We start from the raw sequence: 14893 nt of genomic DNA on the forward strand, positions 1-14893 counted from the left end.
TAAGAGCGCTCCAGGTTCGCGTGGCGGCTGCGCCGAAGATGTCCGCCCAGACCGGCCCCCCGCGGCCGCCGCGGGGCAGGATCCGGTCGCCGGATCGCGCCGCCGGCCGGCTGCCGGCTTCAACCTTGGATACACACCAATAAGTTGTGAAACGATTTCAGATAGATATACGAAATCGATGCAAGAGGCCAGCAAGTCCACAGAACGTATCCGATTGAAGCTCAATGGTCTTGCGACCGCAATTTGGATGTCATAGAGAAATGTCGTGGCGTGAGGGGCGCCACACAATGAAAAGCAATCAGCGGGCGCGATCGGCGCGACGCATCGCGGCGGCGCGACGTACAGACCTGGCCGGCCTCGACAGCCGGAACCGGGCGATTCCGCCCGCCTCGCGTCTAGAGGACCTGCATCGTCATGACCGAACATCACAGTGCGGCCGAGTACATAGAGCTCGCGGCCGAGATCGTCTCGGCCTACATCAGCAACAACCCCGTCCCGCCCGGCGAGGTCGCGCCCCTGATCGGCCGCGTGCACGCGGCCCTGGCGGGGCTCGGGAGCACCCAGCCGGAGGCGAAGGCCCCGGCCGAGCCGCAGCAGCCGGCGGTGCCGATCAAGAAATCCGTTACGGCCGAATACATCGTCTGCCTGGAAGATGGGCGGAGCTTCAAGTCGCTCAAGCGCCATCTGCGGGCGAAGTACGACATGAGCCCCGAGCAGTACCGCGCCAAGTGGGGCCTGCCCTCCGACTACCCGATGGTGGCGCCGAACTACGCCAAGGCGCGCTCCGACCTCGCCAAGGCGATCGGCCTCGGCCAGGTCCGCGGCGGCGCCTACGACGCGGCGGCCTGAGCGCCCCCGGGACCGTGCCCGGTCGCAGGATCGGGCACGGCTGGCGCGGCCGGCGCCCGGAACTGCCCCGCCCCATACTCTCGGTGCAGCGGGACGGTGGATAACTCGGATGCGTCAAGTCTTGACATAGGATCATTTTCTGGAAACCTATGATGGTAGACTGCGCGCCCGTTTCGGAACAAATCATGAACAAACCTCTGCGCCACCCGCTCCGCACCCCGACCGCGCCGGCGGAGGCCGTCCTCGGCCGGGCGGCGGAGCGCCTGCTCGCCGGCCTCGGCCGCGACGGCGCCTACGCCCTCGCCGATCCCCTCGACCGGGCGACGCTGATCCTGCGGGCCGGAGCGGACGGCCTCTCGCTGGGGGCGGGCCGCTTCCCGGCCGAGGCGGGCCGCAGCCTCGTCGCCGCCGACCTCGCCGAGGAGCGCGGGCCGCGGCGCCATCTCGTCCTCAGCGCGGCCGGTCGCGCCCGGCTGCGCCGCCGCGGCGCGGGGCCGGAGACCGGCTACCTGGCCCAGCACCTGGAGCTGACGGAGGAGAGCGACGGCCCGGTGCGCCGGTTGCGCGATGCCGCCGAGAGCCCGATCGCCTGGATGGCGCGCCGGCGCGGCAGCGACGGGCAGCCGCTCCTCGATGCCGCCTCCTTCGAGGCGGGCGAGCGCCTGCGGCGCGACCTGACCACGGCGCAGATGACCCCGCGCATGGGCGTGGACTGGGGCGCGGTGCGGGTGGACGGCTCGGGCCCGCGCGATCCGGCGAGCGCCTCCGACGCGGTGATCGCCGCGCGCCAGCGCGTGCGCGCGGCCCTCGACGCGGTCGGCGGCGAGCTCAGCGGCCTGCTGATCGACCTGTGCGGCCACCTGATGGGCCTGGAGCGCATCGAGGCGGAGCGGCGCTGGCCGGCCCGCTCGGCCAAGGTGGTGGCGCGCATCGCGCTCGCCCGCCTCGCCGCGCATTACGGCCTGGAGCGGCAGGCGACCGGCCCGGAGAGCGCGCGGATGCGCCTGTGGCGGGACAGCTGAAGTCTAGGCCGCGAGCCGCACCGCGTCCCGATGGATGCGGTCGGCCATGGCGCGCACGCCGTTCGAGCGCTGCGGCGTCAGGTGCTCGCCGAGGCCGAGCCGGGTGTAGAGGGCGAAGGCGTCGGTCTCGGCGGCATCCTTCGGGGTCTTGCCGTCGAACAGCGCGATCATCAGCGCGACGAGGCCGCGCACGATATGCGCGTCGCTGTCGCCGCGCAGGTGCAGGCGCGGATCCGGCCCGGACCGGTCGACGGAGAGATCGAGCCAGACCTGGCTGGCGCAGCCCTGGACCTTGTTGGCCTCGGCATGCAGCGCCGCATCGGCCGGCGGCAGGGCGCGCCCGAGCTCGATCAGGTAGCGGTAACGCTCTTCCCAATCCTCGATGAACTCGAAATTCTCGATGATGGTCGCAATGGGGGGAAGCATGCCGGGGCTTTTCGGATCTTGTGCGGAATCAACGCCGATATAGGCGCTCGGTCCCGCCGAAGCGACCCGGGGGCGCCCCACCCTTGACCGCAGCCGGCCCGCATGGCTTCTGGTCCCCGCCCGGCCCCGTAGCTCAGCTGGATAGAGCAGCCGCCTTCTAAGCGGCAGGTCGTAGGTTCGAGCCCTACCGGGGTCGCCAGCAATTAGCCCGCCCAGTCAATGACTTGGCGGGTTTTTCATTGCCCAAAACGTGTTCCAGCCGGCTTGCGACACGTTGCAATACGCCCTCTGCTTTTACAATGAGTCACGCCAGGGCCTCGGCGGCTCCGTGCAACACGGATCGAACACGGGACGGCCCTGAAGTTCGGACAGCCTGACCTCGATCCGAGCCTCTTCTGCGCGATCATCGATCCACCTCGCGAGGTCGACCAGAGCGACGTGCTTGGCGCACCGGGGACTCGCATCAATCCGCACAAGCGGCAGGGTGATGCGGCCCGCTGAGATTAGCCGCACGAGCTTCTCTGCCGTGTGGTGCGAGAAGAAGTCCCGGGCGACCCGCTCGATCGGCAGCAGCGGGCGGAAGCCATAGAGGGCGACCAGCAAGAAGGTGGTGCGAACCATCGGCGCGTCGCGCGGCTCGGCGGCCGCCTCCGCACGCTGTGCCTGCCTCATCCGCACAGCTGCTGGCATTCCTTTCGGGCGGCCTCTATGCGTCGATCCAGATACGCTGCCAGATCGACCAGCGCGACGCCCTTGGCGCATCGTGGGTTCTTGTCCATCCGGACCAACGGTAGGTCGAGTTCGCCGGCCGATATCTTGCGGACGAGATTTTCGGGCGAAAGGTGCGAGAAGAAGTCCCTGGCGACCCACTCTACCGGAATCAGCGGCCGGGCCTCGTACATCGCCATGAGCAGGAAGCTGGTTTGGACCATCTGCCTCGTCCTTTGATGGAACGCATCTCCCTGGCGCCATCCGGCAGCAAATCGGAGCCCGGCCGCGCCAAGGCCGAAGGCGCGGGCGATCCTTCCACTGACACATTCAAGGGAAGGGCCCAATCCAACACACCATTGCAGCCCCGGCGAGCCCCTCATCTGGCTCGCCCAATCCCGGACTGTTGCCTCGTCGTTCTAGGCAGGCTCTGGCCGGATCGGCGACACCATCGCCATGCAGACGCCGCTGGATGGGACGCGGAACGAGCACTGAGGGAGCTGCAATTCTGGCCATCCGCGAGGCTTTCTCAGAGCACCTGAAAGCGAAGGGCTATCTGAAGTGAGCGACGAGGCTAGCGTCTCTGAGCGCATGCCTGAGGTGCTGCGTCTCAGCGAGGCGTTGTCTCACCGAGTGCTCAATTCCTACCTTGCCGACGAGCCGATCCCCAAGGATCAGGCAACCGCGCCGATCAAAGCGGCGCAACTCTTACGCGATACTGAAGTGCCCTGGCCTCCTATCCTTGAGCAGGCGCTGCACGAGGTGGTTGATCACGCGCGCCGGGCCAGGGCAGCTGCAGAAGCGCACGAGCATGAAGATGTAGAGGGCCAGGCAGGGCATGAAGGCTCAGCCAGCCTACTCCACTCGCTTCCGGTTCTGGGCAGATTGCTCGGCGGCGGTAAGCCGGATTGATAACCTGCCTGCTCCGGTACCCGAATGCGAAAGGCGACCTAAAGTGACGGATGCGAGCGCGCAGCCTGACAAGATGGCTGAGGTCGCCGGGCTGGCGTCGGCGATTGCCGATCACATCTTGGCGCAGAACGCTGCAGGGACGCGGATCCCACCAGAGCAGTTCACGATGCTCGTACGAGCCGCCCGCATGCTCCTCGACAATGGCGTGCTCTGGCCGCCCAATGTGGAGCACCTGATCATGGAGGTCGCCGAGCGGGTCGGGCAGGCCAAGGCGGCCTCAGAGGGCACTGTGGTCAGCGCAGAATGAGGATCGTCGTCGCGCGGGCACTGTCGCTGGCCGCAGCCCTCCTCGTCCTTGGCGCTGTGGAGTTCCTGAAGGAAATCAGGTGCCCTTACCCGGTTGAGGACTGTCTCCTCGCTGCGGTTGCCGCGACTGCCGTCATGATGCTGGCCGGCTCGTCAGCATGAAGAAGCACGGGCCAGAGACCTGCGAGGTGAAGGTCGGTGAGACTTGGCGCACAGCCACTCTCACTGAAGCCCAAGGTGTCTACGGGTACGCACCGAAGAGATGTCCAGCCTGCCACGGTCCGGTGTACGTCCTCGGCAGCTATGGGACCCGTCAGCAACTCCGGCTCACGCATCGCAGGTCGCACAGCGGATGCCCACTCTTGCCGCGATCCTTCTCTGGTACGGCCTCGACACACCTGGATGCTGTATCATAGGCCCAAGATCATACTTGGGGTTTGCCCATCGAGGGTTGCCGGCGACCACTGAGGATGTAAGCAGGGCCCCCAACGCTAGCTGTTGCGGCGAAACAACAGCCACCCAAAGTAAAATTCGATTTGAAAATTACGTCGACATACGAAGCTGAGCCGTATAAACATTTTTGATACCCAACAAACATCACACATTTAATTCAATTTTGACTTAGTATTAACACATATTAAGAATGAAGACTCTCTCTTGTACAGTCAAACATTTTCATTATAAGGACGATCGCCTCACATGGAGGAATTGATGCGCATTATCATTTCTAGTTTCGTTGTCTCAATGCTTGCGATGTCTAGTGGAGCGCACGCCCAATCATGCGCTTCAAGCATGCGTGCCAACATGTCTCAAATGGCGGCCAACGCGATACAGTGTGGTGAGTCTGCCGATCTTCTGAGTTCCATTCAACGCGGCGGGTCTGGGCGCACAAGTATCGCAGAACTGGCCTCGTCCTGCGAGCGTGGCCGATCTGTGACGAGTCAACTGAGTGCGTTCAATGAATGCTCGCGCACTTATATATGTGCAACTTTGGCTTACTCCTACGCGCTAGAAAATCTAAGCAGCTTTGGAGGTGATTGCACTGCTGCGGCTAACGCTGGTCTAAGCAAATTCCCAGTTCGTTAATCGAAATGATCAGGTTGTTGCTTGCTGCCATAACCGTGATACCTATGACGCTCGGCACTGCGCGCGCCGAGTCTCTGTCAAGTTGTGATCAAATTAAACGAACGCAAGGTGTACAGGCGTGGCTAACCTGTGTTGCTCGCCAAGCTAAAGACAATTACTTACCGGGTGCAGGAGCAGCTCCTGGTATGGCCATGGATGAGATGGACAATCAAATCAATCGTGAACTATGCACAGGTATGTGCGAAGGGCGCGACTCCGGCGCTAAAATCGGCGACTGCACCTGCAAATGAAATTGCGATCTTTTTTGATCTGATAAGCGCACCCTGCAGCCAAGCGGTTGCAGGGTGTTCTGCCTAGTGTCCGGTTCCGCGATTTCCAAACATGAAATTTCTTGCGAACTACGAGCGCCGCTTTCTGACCGGCATCTCAAAAGCAATGGGCGGCGTCGCCAGCTATGCTTGGAGTGTATCATCCTGGGCCGATTACAGGATCAAAGATGCGCTACGCAATGAAACCCACCCAAGCGATCAAGCCGCCATAGACGCCATGATCGGTGTCTACAAAGACCAGCGTTTCAAGGCCATGCCCCCAGATCCCCGCGCAATCGATCCCGCGCAGGCCCGCAGCATCCGCGAGCGCTTGGAAGACAAGTATTACTATCAGTGGCGAGCGACTCGGGCAGATGCACAACTAATTGACGCGCTTTATGCAGGGTGCGCACAATCAAACGGCGATCGATATACACTCTGTGTCGAAACAATTTTCTTGGACGACAAGGGACACAGCCCGCCATTGAGGTGGCGGCCATGGGGCTCCTGCGATGAGTTCAAGCGTTACTACTACGTGACAGCATGCAGCGTGACTGTGCGGCCGTTCATCACCTCATACGATGATGCGGTCCGGTTGCTCGGCAGCCTCCTGCCGGGATGGGGATACAGTCTGCGATACGCGGCCGGACGCAGCGCGGTACGGCTTGAGCGAGGAAGCGAAACCGGTCCATGGAAGGAGGGGTATCCTGCTCTGGCCTTGGTCACGGCGATCCTTGATCGCTTAGAGAAATTCCCAGAGGAGGCGCCAGATTGGCGTTCGATCTGACGGCGCATCTACGATCGCAAGCCCGGGACACGAACTGTCCGTTTGTCGTCCTCCGCCCTGTCTAGGAAGAGCTAAAGCGACGGTTACGTCGCCGCCTCCGGCTGGGCAGCGGTCGCCCCCGCCCCATACCAGCCGCCATTCTCCTTCGCGTTCTGCGCCCGGACGTTGAAGGCGTTCTCGTTCATAAATTCGATCGTCGTGTCGCCCGCCCCCTTGGCCGTCGGCCACGTCTCAGGAACGATCATCACCGAGCGGGTTTCTCCCGAGCACACAAGCCCAGGAGAGCAGCATGGACGACGACCGCGTTTGGTCCTTCGAGCAGAGCCTATGGACCGGTGACGCAGATCACTACCGCGAGCTGGTCGACGACGAGTGCCTGATGGTTCTGCCGCAGCCGCCCTTCGTCATGAGCGGTTCGCAGGCGATCGAGGCCGTTGCGAGCACGCCGCGCTGGTCTGAGGTCGAGATCTCCAAGGGGCAGATCTCACGGCCGCAGGAAGGGCTGATTGTCATCGCCTACCATGCCAAGGCATCGCGCGATGATGAGCATTATGAAGCTCATTGCACGTCCACCTATAGACGGCTTGAGCACGAGGTATGGCGGGTCGTGCAGCACCAGCAGACGCCGCCGCTTGTCACCTCCCCAGCGACCGAAAGTGGCGAATAGGTCTATACTGAGGGGATGGGTGAGCGAAGCTGCTCATCCCCTCAGCTGCCTCACGCATTGTCCGCTCACGGATGAGCCGACAGTTCAACCCATTCATGCCATCGCCCTCAAGCGCGCCACCGTGGCGCGCCGCGCGATATCATTGAACTCGCTGGCAGCGTCGTTGCTGTCTACGTCTCCAAGAACCCAGTTCCCGCCAGCGACCTCCTGACCCTGATCGCGAGCATCCACGCCGCGCTGACCGGCATCGCCTCTGGCGCGACGGCTGCGCCAGCGGTCGAGGAGGTCGAGAAGCCGACGCCTGCCCAGATCCGGAAGAATATCACACCGGACGGGCTGATCAGCTTCATCGACGGTAAGTCCTACAAGACGCTGAAGCGGCACCTGACCGCGCAGGGCCTCGAGCCGCGGGCCTACCGCGAGCGCTTCGGTCTGCCGGCCGACTACCCGATGGTGGCGCCGAACTACGCGGCCCCGCGCTCGGCGTTGGCCAAGCAGATCGGCCTCGGCCGGCCTGGGGCTGCCGCTGAGCGGGAGCAACCCCGCGGGCGCCGGAAGGCCGCCTGAAAAGGCATGCGCCTATTGAAGGCGTCGATGGCCTCAATCGCGCGAGTGGACAGGGCTCCTCCCTAGGGGCGATGGGGATGAGTGTCTGGACTTACTGCCCAACACGGCCCAACATGCTGCGATCACCAGCTGGTCTCGAACCGTAGGCACTGGTGGCTGAGAGAGACGTGTGCTCCCGCCTGCATCGCGTGGAGCATCGTCATGGACAGGCCCATCGATCGGTCGCGCTCGTCTGCCGAGTATGACCGGCGGCTCGTCCAGAACACCAACGAGATCATTCGGCAGTCCCGCGAGCTGCTGGACAGGACCAAGCCCTTCCTGTCTGCGCGTCTGGGTGTGAGTGCGGCAGATCGGGAACCGACACCGTTAGTTTCGAGCCCTGCGCTCTGAGCGCTTATCGGCGCATCGCTTTTACTTTTGTAGATGCGCCCGCGTCTGCGGCAGCTCAGAAGAGGCGCCGATTAGGGAGAAGGCGCGTGCCGAGTTTCTATGTTGATCTACGGGCGCCGGGATGGGCTGAGCCGAATGACATCCCGATCGAGTTCGACAGCTTGGAGGCGGCCTATCTCGACGCCTGCGCCTCGATCCCTGGCGTTATCAACGATCTCCTGAGCGAGAAGCGTGACCTAACCGGATGCGCATTCGAGATCCGGGCCGGAACCGGCGAACTCCTGATGAAGGTGCCCTTCACAGAACCCGTTCCCTGGCGGCCCCGGCCAGCTGCAGGCGTTGACACGCCTCGTGCCGTGAAACCTTCACCGCAGCCTGAGTTCCGGGAGGCGCATAGCACGCCCGAAGCAGTCAGCCACCTAGTTGAAGCGCTTGAGGCTCAATGCCGCGCACTCCAGATGCAGATCGAAGTTCAGAGAGATCTCGACGCGCAGGCTCGAAGCCGATCTGTAGAAGCGTTGGCACGATCCTATGAGCTATTGCGGGTGCCGGTTTACCGACTATTCGGCGAAATCGCTTCCAAGAGCTGAGCACGCATCTGGCGCCGAACTAACTTATGAGAGCAGGAACCATTCACATAGGTTTCCTCTTTTGTAGGCAGCGGCTTGGTTCACACAGAGCCTAGTGGCCGGAGACGCCAGCGCTCCTGCCTGTACGACGAGGTGTGCGTGTTCTCTTCCGATCCCAATGCCATGGGAATGCTCATCCGCAAGCTAGAGAGCATCGCTTTCCTCTCCGAGGAGGAGCGGCAGGCTATCCAGAACCTTCCGATCAGGGTGCAGGCGCTGCGCGCGCGTCAGGACATCGTGCGCGACGGCGACAGGCCCTCGCAGTGCTGCCTCGTGCTCGAAGGCTGGGCCGTCCGCTACAAGCTGCTCAGCGAGGGCCGGCGGCAGATCCTGTCGTTCCACATCCCCGGCGACATTCCGGACCTGCAGGGCCTGCATCTTCATACGATGGATCACAGTCTGGCCACGCTGACCAAGGCAACGGTTGCCTTCATCCCGCATGAGAGCCTGCTCGATCTCACGACCCGCTACCCCACTCTCGCCGGCATCTTCTGGCGCGAGACGCTGATCGATGCGGCCATCTTCCGTGAGTGGGTCACCAGCATGGGCCGACGCTCGGCGTGCGAGCGGATCGCGCACCTGTTCTGCGAGCTTTATCTCCGGCTTGAAGCCGTCGGCCTCGCCAGTGAGCACCGTTGCGAAATGCTCGTGACGCAGATCGAACTCAGCGACGCACTCGGTCTCACGAGTGTGCACATCAACCGCGTTCTCAAGGACTTGCGCCAGCGCGAGCTGATCACGCTCAAGAGCCGCAATCTGACCATTGAGGCGTGGAACGAGCTTACCCGAACCTCGGACTTTGACCCGACGTATCTGCATCAGCGGCGGCCGGTTGCGTGATGTGCCAGCGTCCTTCCAGGGTCAGCGTCGCCGTGTAAACCTCCTGGCCGCGCTCATCGCGAACAACGGCCTTGAAGACGCGGTGATCGCCGTCTGGCATGACGTCCTGAGCCATGCCGCTCAGAACCTTATGCGCTTCTTCCTGCGCCTCCTGGATAGATGCGAAGGATACGCTTGGAGCACCCGAAACGAAGTCTCCATTATCGTCCGTGTCAATCGTGTAGGGTGGCATCACTGATCTCGAAGCCGAGTAACATTTGATGCTCTGAAAACCAGCGGTGAGCAATCCGGTTCTCCCTCTATTTGGGCGCCAACGCACCCCGCACAGGATCCAGCTGCTCCCCGGCCACCTCCGGTCAACGGTGCCACACCTTGGTGAAGGCCCAGCCCTGCCCGAGCCGGGCGAACTTTACGAAGCCACCGACCTGGCAGGTGCCGTTGGCAGGATCGTTATAGATCTACCGGCGCGGCAAGCCCGGCCTCCCGCAGGGAGGACCGATTTGGGCGGTAAAGGGCAGAGCAGGTAGGCTCGCGCCATGAGCGACAACATCCGCATCGCAGCCTTTGTCCTGATCTGGATGGGGTGCTGGTTTGGCGGCTGGGTCGCTGGCGGCCTCCTATTCCCAGCATACGAGACGCCAGCCGGTATCGGGGCTTTCGTTGGGTTTTGGGGAGGACTCCTCGTCGGGATCTGGCTCACGCGTATAGACCGTCTAAGCTCAAGCTGACCTGGTGCCCCTGGACATGCCCGACACCCCCACCACCGGCGAACTCGTGAAGGCGACGGCGATCACGCTCGACGAAGTGAGCGAGTTGATCGCCGCCTACGGCGCGAAGCCCGGCGCCGGCCCGCTGCCGCTTGGTGAGAGCTACAAGCTCGACGTGGACGCAGCGATCGACGCACATCCATTCTCGGCAGCAGCCCTGGCGGATGGGAAGGCCTCGATCCGCCGTAGGCGCTCCGCCGTCGAAGCCGCGATCCTGCTGGCGCGGCCAGTGAAGGCGTGAGCCGCCCGCTCGGCGCCCAGCCCTGTCCTCACGCCACCGCCACTGGCAACTCGTCGATCTGCGTCGTGTAGCGCGGCGTGCGCATTTCGAACTTCGTGCTCCAGGCGCGCCGGTCCGCAACCCCAGCCCGCGCCGGCACCACGGCGCCCCGCCCCCAGCGCGCGTTGCAGGCATCGATCGCGGCCATCAGCGGGCCAGAGCGCTCCCGATCCATCTGCCCGATCAGCGCACGCGGACTGTCCTCCAGCCGCATCAGGTCCGTGGTGACCACGCCAGCCTTCGAATAGCGCCAGGGCCGGTCGCCCGGTTCGCGCCAGGTCCGGGCCACGCCGTGCAGCGCCGCCTTGATCAGCGCCAGCGTGTCGTTCGTGGCCTCCGGCAGCGTCACGGTTGTCGAGATCGAGCGCATCGGCTCGCCCCGGTCATGCTGGCTGGTGTGGTAGAAGACGCTGACGTGGTTGGTGGCCAGCCCGCCCCGCCGCCCCTCACAGCAGCGTCGCCAGCCCCACCACGACGCCCCCGCCCGCGATCAGCACCACCGCCGTAAGGGTCTCGCCAGCTCGCCGATTTTCATCGCAGAGCTAGAGCCGTTCCCGCTCATGTGGCGACGGTCAAGTCGTCGTCGTACCCGGCCGCTGTGATGAAGTTGCGGCATTCGCACGGGGTAAAGTGAGTGAAGGCGTTCCGAATGGCGTCCCGCAGGTCCGGGCCCGTACGGGCGGCTGCGGTGCGCAGCAACGCCTTCAGCTTCGCAAAGGCATTCTCGATCGGGTTGAGACCTGGGCTGTAGGGCAGAAGGTAGAGCCGCCGCGCCTCTGCTGCCCCGACCGCCTCGCGCACGCCTGTCACCTCGTGGGCCCCGAGGTCGTCGAGGATGACCGTATCGCCGGTCCGCAGGACCGGGTGAGCGTGTCGCGGACATAGTCGCGGAAGCGCTCCCCGTTTGTCGCCCCATCCAACAACGCAAGAGCGCACGGGCCGCTGGTGCGCAGTCCTCGATCGGCCCCAATCGTGCCAATTAACGCCGTCATCGCTTTGTTCGCGTTAGTGTCCCCTCAAAGTCGCAGGACGTGCCATGCCAGAACATGCACCCGTCCTCTGACATCTTAGCGGACCTAAAGTTGGGATCGAACTTCACACGGATGCGGCAGGTGCCACCTACCTCATCCTTCTTCGTGAAAAGGATTTCGGTAGAGTTTACCGAGCGGCCGGTCATCCCAACCTCGCCGACGCATCCAGAGGTGCTGGTGTAGAAGGAGCCGGCGAACTGGTCTGGAGCGGCAGTGAAGGCGATTTTAGCCCGTTGCGAGTAGACACCCTTCCGTTGGTAAGTGCCCGCAGCTAGGGAGCCTGAGCTTGCTGCTGCAGTGAGATCGACCGTGGCGGGGATGAGGAACGGCAGGAGGAGTAGGACGTAGCGCATGGTATTGCCCTCGAAAAACATGCAGCGCTATTGCGAGGACCGCAAAAAATACAAGATCAAGATGTTGTGCTACATGTGATCAATTTGCAACTAAGTCAGATGGTATCCTATCTACGGCAATTTCTTCTTGCAATTCATCCGGCAGCACGGCCATCGCTTCCTCCGCGAGAAATGATGATCCATACTGTTTTGGCCATAGTTCAACATGATCGAAACCAATCGACGCGCCAGAGCGCGATCCCGAATGATCGTATAAGCCGGGCATCTTTGGAGCGTACCGCAGATCGGCTACGCTATGTGACCGAGTCAACCCGGTGGGTCCATGCTGATAATTAATTGTAGATCCATCGAAAGTCGCTATCTCATTGCTATCTTCGTCAAAGTACAACTCCATACCAGACCAGTTTGATATCGGAAAATTGTAAGTTCTGACAGCATCGCCGTTCGTTTGAACAACTCTCAAAACAAACTCATTTCTTTTCACAGAGTAATAAGAATTCAATATCAATCCCCTATGCGCCCCGCATATAAACGAGGACTCAATCTCACCATCAAAGCCGTCCAATATCTCTATCCTATCAGAGGATTTCATCTTTACGCCAAGCTTTACGAACCTTGTCACGCCATCGTTCGAATTTGATGCATGCACACAGACATTACCATCATCGTCAACGTCGAGATACAGATTCCGGCTTCCGAAAATCTTCGCTTGCTTCATCCAGTTAATTGCTGGAGCATTTGCGAAATTCACATATATGGACTGAGTTTCTGCCGACCAAGCAAGCGGCGGCGCATTAGATAAGCCAATAATCAAAAATTTTGATCTCGGAGTGAATCTAAGACTGATATAGTCAGTTGTAAACTTGTAGTCAGCAACGACCTTGAGCGTCTCAGTGCTCCAAATCCGTGTGCGGCCTCCTACGATATGAGCAGCCACATAACGACCATCGCCTGATATGCGCGCAATCCCTGATCCAGGCTTCTCAACGCGGACCTCATCAAGCACGGAAACCAACTTCTGCGTCGCGACAGACCAAAGCTCAACTCGCTCGATGCCGCCGCGTTCTTGAGGTTTAAAACGCCGCAGAACAGCAAACTGACGGTCCAGCGATATGGACGCGAACATTACATTCTCGATGTCTGGTAAGCGAAACCTGCTCGAGAAGTAGGCGGTAGCCAGCGCCCTATAAGCTTCTGCGAACTGTGGAGGAGGTGAGTTTCCAGTCCCAGGCGGCAATCCCTTGATCGCCGCAGCGATTGCTTCTTGCTGATTGCCTTTGTCTAGTAATTCATCAGAGCGTCTAGCCCATAACTCCGATATACTCTGCAGTTCGCCTATCGTGTAGCGGCCATTAAGTCTGACCTCATGGGTGAGAGAAGATTTTATCCATGGCGTCTGAGCCCACATAGTGGCCTCGCCTACATTCCTCGTTACATCACTCATTATGCGTTGTATCGAGTACCCGGGAATTAAGATTGATTTCAAAAATCCTGCTGTGAAAGGACTTAACTCCCCGGTGCCGTCGAGAGCGAGGGCGTTTGGTGAGGTCGCATAGGCGACGAGTAGGCCCCGACTCTGCATATGCGTCTCGGGTGTTGGCTGCGCAGCGTCAGGTCCAATGACTCTCTTGAGATTGCGGCTCGTCGAAACTGACAGCCCGGGGCGCCCGGTTTCTGCGAACGGATTGTTCCGACAAGCATCAAGGAAGACGAGTGTCGCTGCTGCACGCTTCTGTAGCTCGTCGACGAGGGGCTGTACGGGTACGAACCCTTTCAGAGCGGGAGTAATGGTCTCGACATTGACTCCTACCAGATAATTCTCGTCCTGGATCTGGATGCCGTGACCAGAATAATACATCAGCGCCACATCGGCCTTCTCTAAGACCTTTACTGCGTCAGAAAAGCAGGCTTTTAGACCGTCGTCCGTTGCGTTAGTTGCGAGGAAAACAGTGAAACCAAGTTTTTTTAGAGAAGATGAAACCTCGCGAGCGTCGTTGATTGGATTAGGAAGCGATCCTATCGTATCGTTGTAAGCACCATTGCCAATGACTATCGCGACCCGCTTGGTAGGCGAGCTTGCGGCGGGCTCCAGGCGATCGCAGGAAGATGCCTTAGAAGCGGATGGCTGCTCTATCGCGAAGGAGGCCTGGATTGACAGGCAAAGACCGGCTGCAATCACGAGAGCCTTCAGCATCTCATTCCTCCGGCCGCTACTGCTCACAAGCTAAATCGAATACGTGCTATATGGCAAGTGAGTGGCATCTCGGCAGCAAAAAACCGCATGTCAACGGTCAGACGGAAAGCCCCATCAGTCCTGCAGAATTTAACGCATACCTTCAGCAGGCTCATCAGCAATCGCTCACCAGAGATCGCTGCGACCGCCGTCAGCACTCCTGAGACAGATTGAGGGTCTTCACGAACGGAGGATGGCTGGTTCATCGTAGCCCCCAGGAGCGAAGATGAAACAGACGTCCGGGCCGGCGCGGAAGCCGGCAGAAGCCGTGATCAAGGACATCCGACGCGCCACGCGCCGGCAGTTCTCGGCCGAGGAGAAGATCCGCATCGTGCTGGAAGGGCTGCGCGGTGAGGACAGCATCGCCGAGCTGTGCCGGCGCGAAGGCATCGCCAGCTCGATGTACTATGGCTGGTCCAAGGAGTTCCTGGAAGCCGGCAAGAAGCGGCTGGCCGGCGACACGGCCCGTGCCGCGACCGCCGACGAGGTCCAGGACCTGCGTCGCGAGGCGGGTGCGCTGAAAGAGGTCGTGGCCGATCTCGTCCTGGAAAACCGCCTGCTGAAAAAAAGTATGACCGGGGCTGGGGACGACGAGGCATGAGGTACCCGGCCTCTGAGAAGCTGGAGATCATCCGGCTGGTCGAGCAATCCCACCTGCCGGTGCGCGCTACCCTGGAGAAGCTCGCCATCCCGCGCGCCACCTTCTACCGCTGGTACGACGCTTTCCAGCGC

At 61.5% G+C, this 14893-nt stretch carries 16 protein-coding genes, 1 tRNA gene and 3 pseudogenes; 12 read left to right on the forward strand and 8 right to left on the reverse strand.

Annotated features, from left to right (window positions below; translation table 11 throughout):
• Positions 1–414: 414 nt before the first annotated feature.
• Positions 415–849, forward strand: coding sequence for a Ros/MucR family transcriptional regulator (locus tag MTDSW087_RS04615; RefSeq protein ID WP_144760733.1), 435 nt, complete (start codon positions 415–417; stop codon positions 847–849).
• A 185-nt stretch (positions 850–1034) separates the two neighbouring features.
• Positions 1035–1871, forward strand: coding sequence for a DUF6456 domain-containing protein (locus MTDSW087_RS04620; protein WP_144760736.1), 837 nt, complete (start codon positions 1035–1037; stop codon positions 1869–1871).
• 3 nt (positions 1872–1874) lie between these two features.
• Here MTDSW087_RS04620 and MTDSW087_RS04625 read toward each other — a convergent pair whose 3' ends face one another.
• The gene (locus MTDSW087_RS04625) at positions 1875–2297 is read right to left on the reverse strand and encodes a SufE family protein (protein WP_144760739.1); all 423 of its coding nucleotides are present in this window, start codon (positions 2295–2297) and stop codon (positions 1875–1877) included.
• A 122-nt stretch (positions 2298–2419) separates the two neighbouring features.
• On the opposite strand from MTDSW087_RS04625, the gene MTDSW087_RS04630 reads away from it, so the two are divergent.
• Positions 2420–2496, forward strand: a tRNA-Arg gene (locus MTDSW087_RS04630).
• Between the two features lie 95 nt (positions 2497–2591).
• On the opposite strand, the gene MTDSW087_RS04635 is transcribed toward MTDSW087_RS04630, so the two are convergent.
• Both MTDSW087_RS04635 and MTDSW087_RS04640 read right to left on the reverse strand, forming a co-directional pair.
• The gene (locus MTDSW087_RS04635; RefSeq protein ID WP_280525250.1) at positions 2592–2969 is read right to left on the reverse strand and encodes a pyocin activator PrtN family protein; all 378 of its coding nucleotides are present in this window, start codon (positions 2967–2969) and stop codon (positions 2592–2594) included.
• Positions 2966–3229, reverse strand: a complete 264-nt coding sequence (locus MTDSW087_RS04640; RefSeq protein WP_144760742.1) for a pyocin activator PrtN family protein — start codon at positions 3227–3229, stop codon at positions 2966–2968. The genes MTDSW087_RS04635 and MTDSW087_RS04640 overlap by 4 nt, the downstream gene beginning before the upstream one ends.
• A 367-nt stretch (positions 3230–3596) precedes the next feature.
• Here MTDSW087_RS04640 and MTDSW087_RS04645 point away from each other — a divergent pair, with 367 nt between their 5' ends.
• The 3 genes from MTDSW087_RS04645 (at position 3597) to MTDSW087_RS04660 (ending at position 6404) form a co-directional block, all read left to right on the forward strand.
• Complete coding sequence (locus MTDSW087_RS04645; RefSeq protein ID WP_144760745.1) at positions 3597–3917, forward strand: hypothetical protein; 321 nt, start codon at positions 3597–3599, stop codon at positions 3915–3917.
• A gap of 73 nt (positions 3918–3990) precedes the next feature.
• On the forward strand, positions 3991–4224 hold the full coding sequence (locus MTDSW087_RS04650; RefSeq protein WP_144760748.1) for a hypothetical protein: 234 nt from the start codon (positions 3991–3993) through the stop codon (positions 4222–4224).
• Positions 4225–5690: 1466 nt separating this feature from the next.
• Positions 5691–6404, forward strand: coding sequence for a hypothetical protein (locus MTDSW087_RS04660; protein ID WP_144760755.1), 714 nt, complete (start codon positions 5691–5693; stop codon positions 6402–6404).
• 83 nt (positions 6405–6487) lie between these two features.
• On the opposite strand, the gene MTDSW087_RS29965 is transcribed toward MTDSW087_RS04660, so the two are convergent.
• On the reverse strand, positions 6488–6652 hold the full coding sequence (locus MTDSW087_RS29965) for a hypothetical protein (RefSeq protein ID WP_186383730.1): 165 nt from the start codon (positions 6650–6652) through the stop codon (positions 6488–6490).
• A gap of 41 nt (positions 6653–6693) precedes the next feature.
• On the opposite strand from MTDSW087_RS29965, the gene MTDSW087_RS04665 reads away from it, so the two are divergent.
• The 4 genes from MTDSW087_RS04665 to MTDSW087_RS04680 all read left to right on the forward strand — a co-directional run bounded on the left by MTDSW087_RS04665 (position 6694) and on the right by MTDSW087_RS04680 (position 9497).
• Entirely contained in the window at positions 6694–7071 is a 378-nt protein-coding gene (locus MTDSW087_RS04665; protein ID WP_144760758.1) for a DUF4440 domain-containing protein, read from the forward strand.
• 138 nt (positions 7072–7209) lie between these two features.
• Complete coding sequence (locus MTDSW087_RS04670; protein WP_144760806.1) at positions 7210–7638, forward strand: Ros/MucR family transcriptional regulator; 429 nt, start codon at positions 7210–7212, stop codon at positions 7636–7638.
• 476 nt (positions 7639–8114) lie between these two features.
• The gene (locus tag MTDSW087_RS04675) at positions 8115–8618 is read left to right on the forward strand and encodes a DUF6894 family protein (RefSeq protein WP_144760761.1); all 504 of its coding nucleotides are present in this window, start codon (positions 8115–8117) and stop codon (positions 8616–8618) included.
• 162 nt (positions 8619–8780) lie between these two features.
• Positions 8781–9497 (forward strand): Crp/Fnr family transcriptional regulator, encoded by a 717-nt coding sequence (locus MTDSW087_RS04680; protein WP_144760809.1) that lies wholly within the window; start codon positions 8781–8783, stop codon positions 9495–9497.
• Here MTDSW087_RS04680 and MTDSW087_RS31390 read toward each other — a convergent pair.
• The gene (locus MTDSW087_RS31390; RefSeq protein WP_373321990.1) at positions 9439–9729 is read right to left on the reverse strand and encodes a DUF6894 family protein; all 291 of its coding nucleotides are present in this window, start codon (positions 9727–9729) and stop codon (positions 9439–9441) included. The genes MTDSW087_RS04680 and MTDSW087_RS31390 overlap by 59 nt on opposite strands.
• 512 nt (positions 9730–10241) lie before the next feature.
• Between MTDSW087_RS31390 and MTDSW087_RS04685 the strand changes: the two genes are divergently transcribed.
• Entirely contained in the window at positions 10242–10505 is a 264-nt protein-coding gene (locus MTDSW087_RS04685) for a hypothetical protein (RefSeq protein WP_144760764.1), read from the forward strand.
• A 28-nt stretch (positions 10506–10533) separates the two neighbouring features.
• Here the strand turns inward: MTDSW087_RS04685 and MTDSW087_RS04690 are convergent.
• From MTDSW087_RS04690 to MTDSW087_RS04700, 3 genes and pseudogenes are all read right to left on the reverse strand, one after another.
• A pseudogene (locus tag MTDSW087_RS04690) lies at positions 10534–10986 on the reverse strand (DUF4113 domain-containing protein); the annotation flags it as partial.
• Between the two features lie 116 nt (positions 10987–11102).
• A pseudogene (locus MTDSW087_RS04695) lies at positions 11103–11497 on the reverse strand (transposase); the annotation flags it as partial.
• A gap of 510 nt (positions 11498–12007) precedes the next feature.
• Complete coding sequence (locus MTDSW087_RS04700) at positions 12008–14122, reverse strand: caspase family protein (RefSeq protein WP_144760767.1); 2115 nt, start codon at positions 14120–14122, stop codon at positions 12008–12010.
• A gap of 265 nt (positions 14123–14387) precedes the next feature.
• On the opposite strand from MTDSW087_RS04700, the pseudogene MTDSW087_RS04705 reads away from it, so the two are divergent.
• Positions 14388–14893: pseudogene (locus MTDSW087_RS04705) on the forward strand (transposase); the annotation flags it as partial.

Origin of the sequence: Methylobacterium dankookense, assembly GCF_902141855.1 — a bacterium.
Classification (GTDB): domain Bacteria; phylum Pseudomonadota; class Alphaproteobacteria; order Rhizobiales; family Beijerinckiaceae; genus Methylobacterium; species Methylobacterium dankookense.

Bases quoted from the DNA above. Each gene is read 5' to 3' on its own strand.
- MTDSW087_RS04615 (WP_144760733.1), top strand. From the start codon at position 415: ATGACCGAACATCACAGTGCGGCCGAGTACATAGAGCTCGCGGCCGAG.
- MTDSW087_RS04620 (WP_144760736.1), top strand. From the start codon at position 1,035: ATGAACAAACCTCTGCGCCACCCGCTCCGCACCCCGACCGCGCCGGCG.
- MTDSW087_RS04625 (WP_144760739.1), bottom strand. From the start codon at position 2,297: ATGCTTCCCCCCATTGCGACCATCATCGAGAATTTCGAGTTCATCGAG.
- MTDSW087_RS04635 (WP_280525250.1), bottom strand. From the start codon at position 2,969: ATGAGGCAGGCACAGCGTGCGGAGGCGGCCGCCGAGCCGCGCGACGCG.
- MTDSW087_RS04640 (WP_144760742.1), bottom strand. From the start codon at position 3,229: ATGGTCCAAACCAGCTTCCTGCTCATGGCGATGTACGAGGCCCGGCCG.
- MTDSW087_RS04645 (WP_144760745.1), top strand. From the start codon at position 3,597: ATGCCTGAGGTGCTGCGTCTCAGCGAGGCGTTGTCTCACCGAGTGCTC.
- MTDSW087_RS04650 (WP_144760748.1), top strand. From the start codon at position 3,991: ATGGCTGAGGTCGCCGGGCTGGCGTCGGCGATTGCCGATCACATCTTG.
- MTDSW087_RS04660 (WP_144760755.1), top strand. From the start codon at position 5,691: ATGAAATTTCTTGCGAACTACGAGCGCCGCTTTCTGACCGGCATCTCA.
- MTDSW087_RS04665 (WP_144760758.1), top strand. From the start codon at position 6,694: ATGGACGACGACCGCGTTTGGTCCTTCGAGCAGAGCCTATGGACCGGT.
- MTDSW087_RS04680 (WP_144760809.1), top strand. From the start codon at position 8,781: ATGGGAATGCTCATCCGCAAGCTAGAGAGCATCGCTTTCCTCTCCGAG.
- MTDSW087_RS31390 (WP_373321990.1), bottom strand. From the start codon at position 9,729: ATGCCACCCTACACGATTGACACGGACGATAATGGAGACTTCGTTTCG.
- MTDSW087_RS04685 (WP_144760764.1), top strand. From the start codon at position 10,242: ATGCCCGACACCCCCACCACCGGCGAACTCGTGAAGGCGACGGCGATC.
- MTDSW087_RS04700 (WP_144760767.1), bottom strand. From the start codon at position 14,122: ATGCTGAAGGCTCTCGTGATTGCAGCCGGTCTTTGCCTGTCAATCCAG.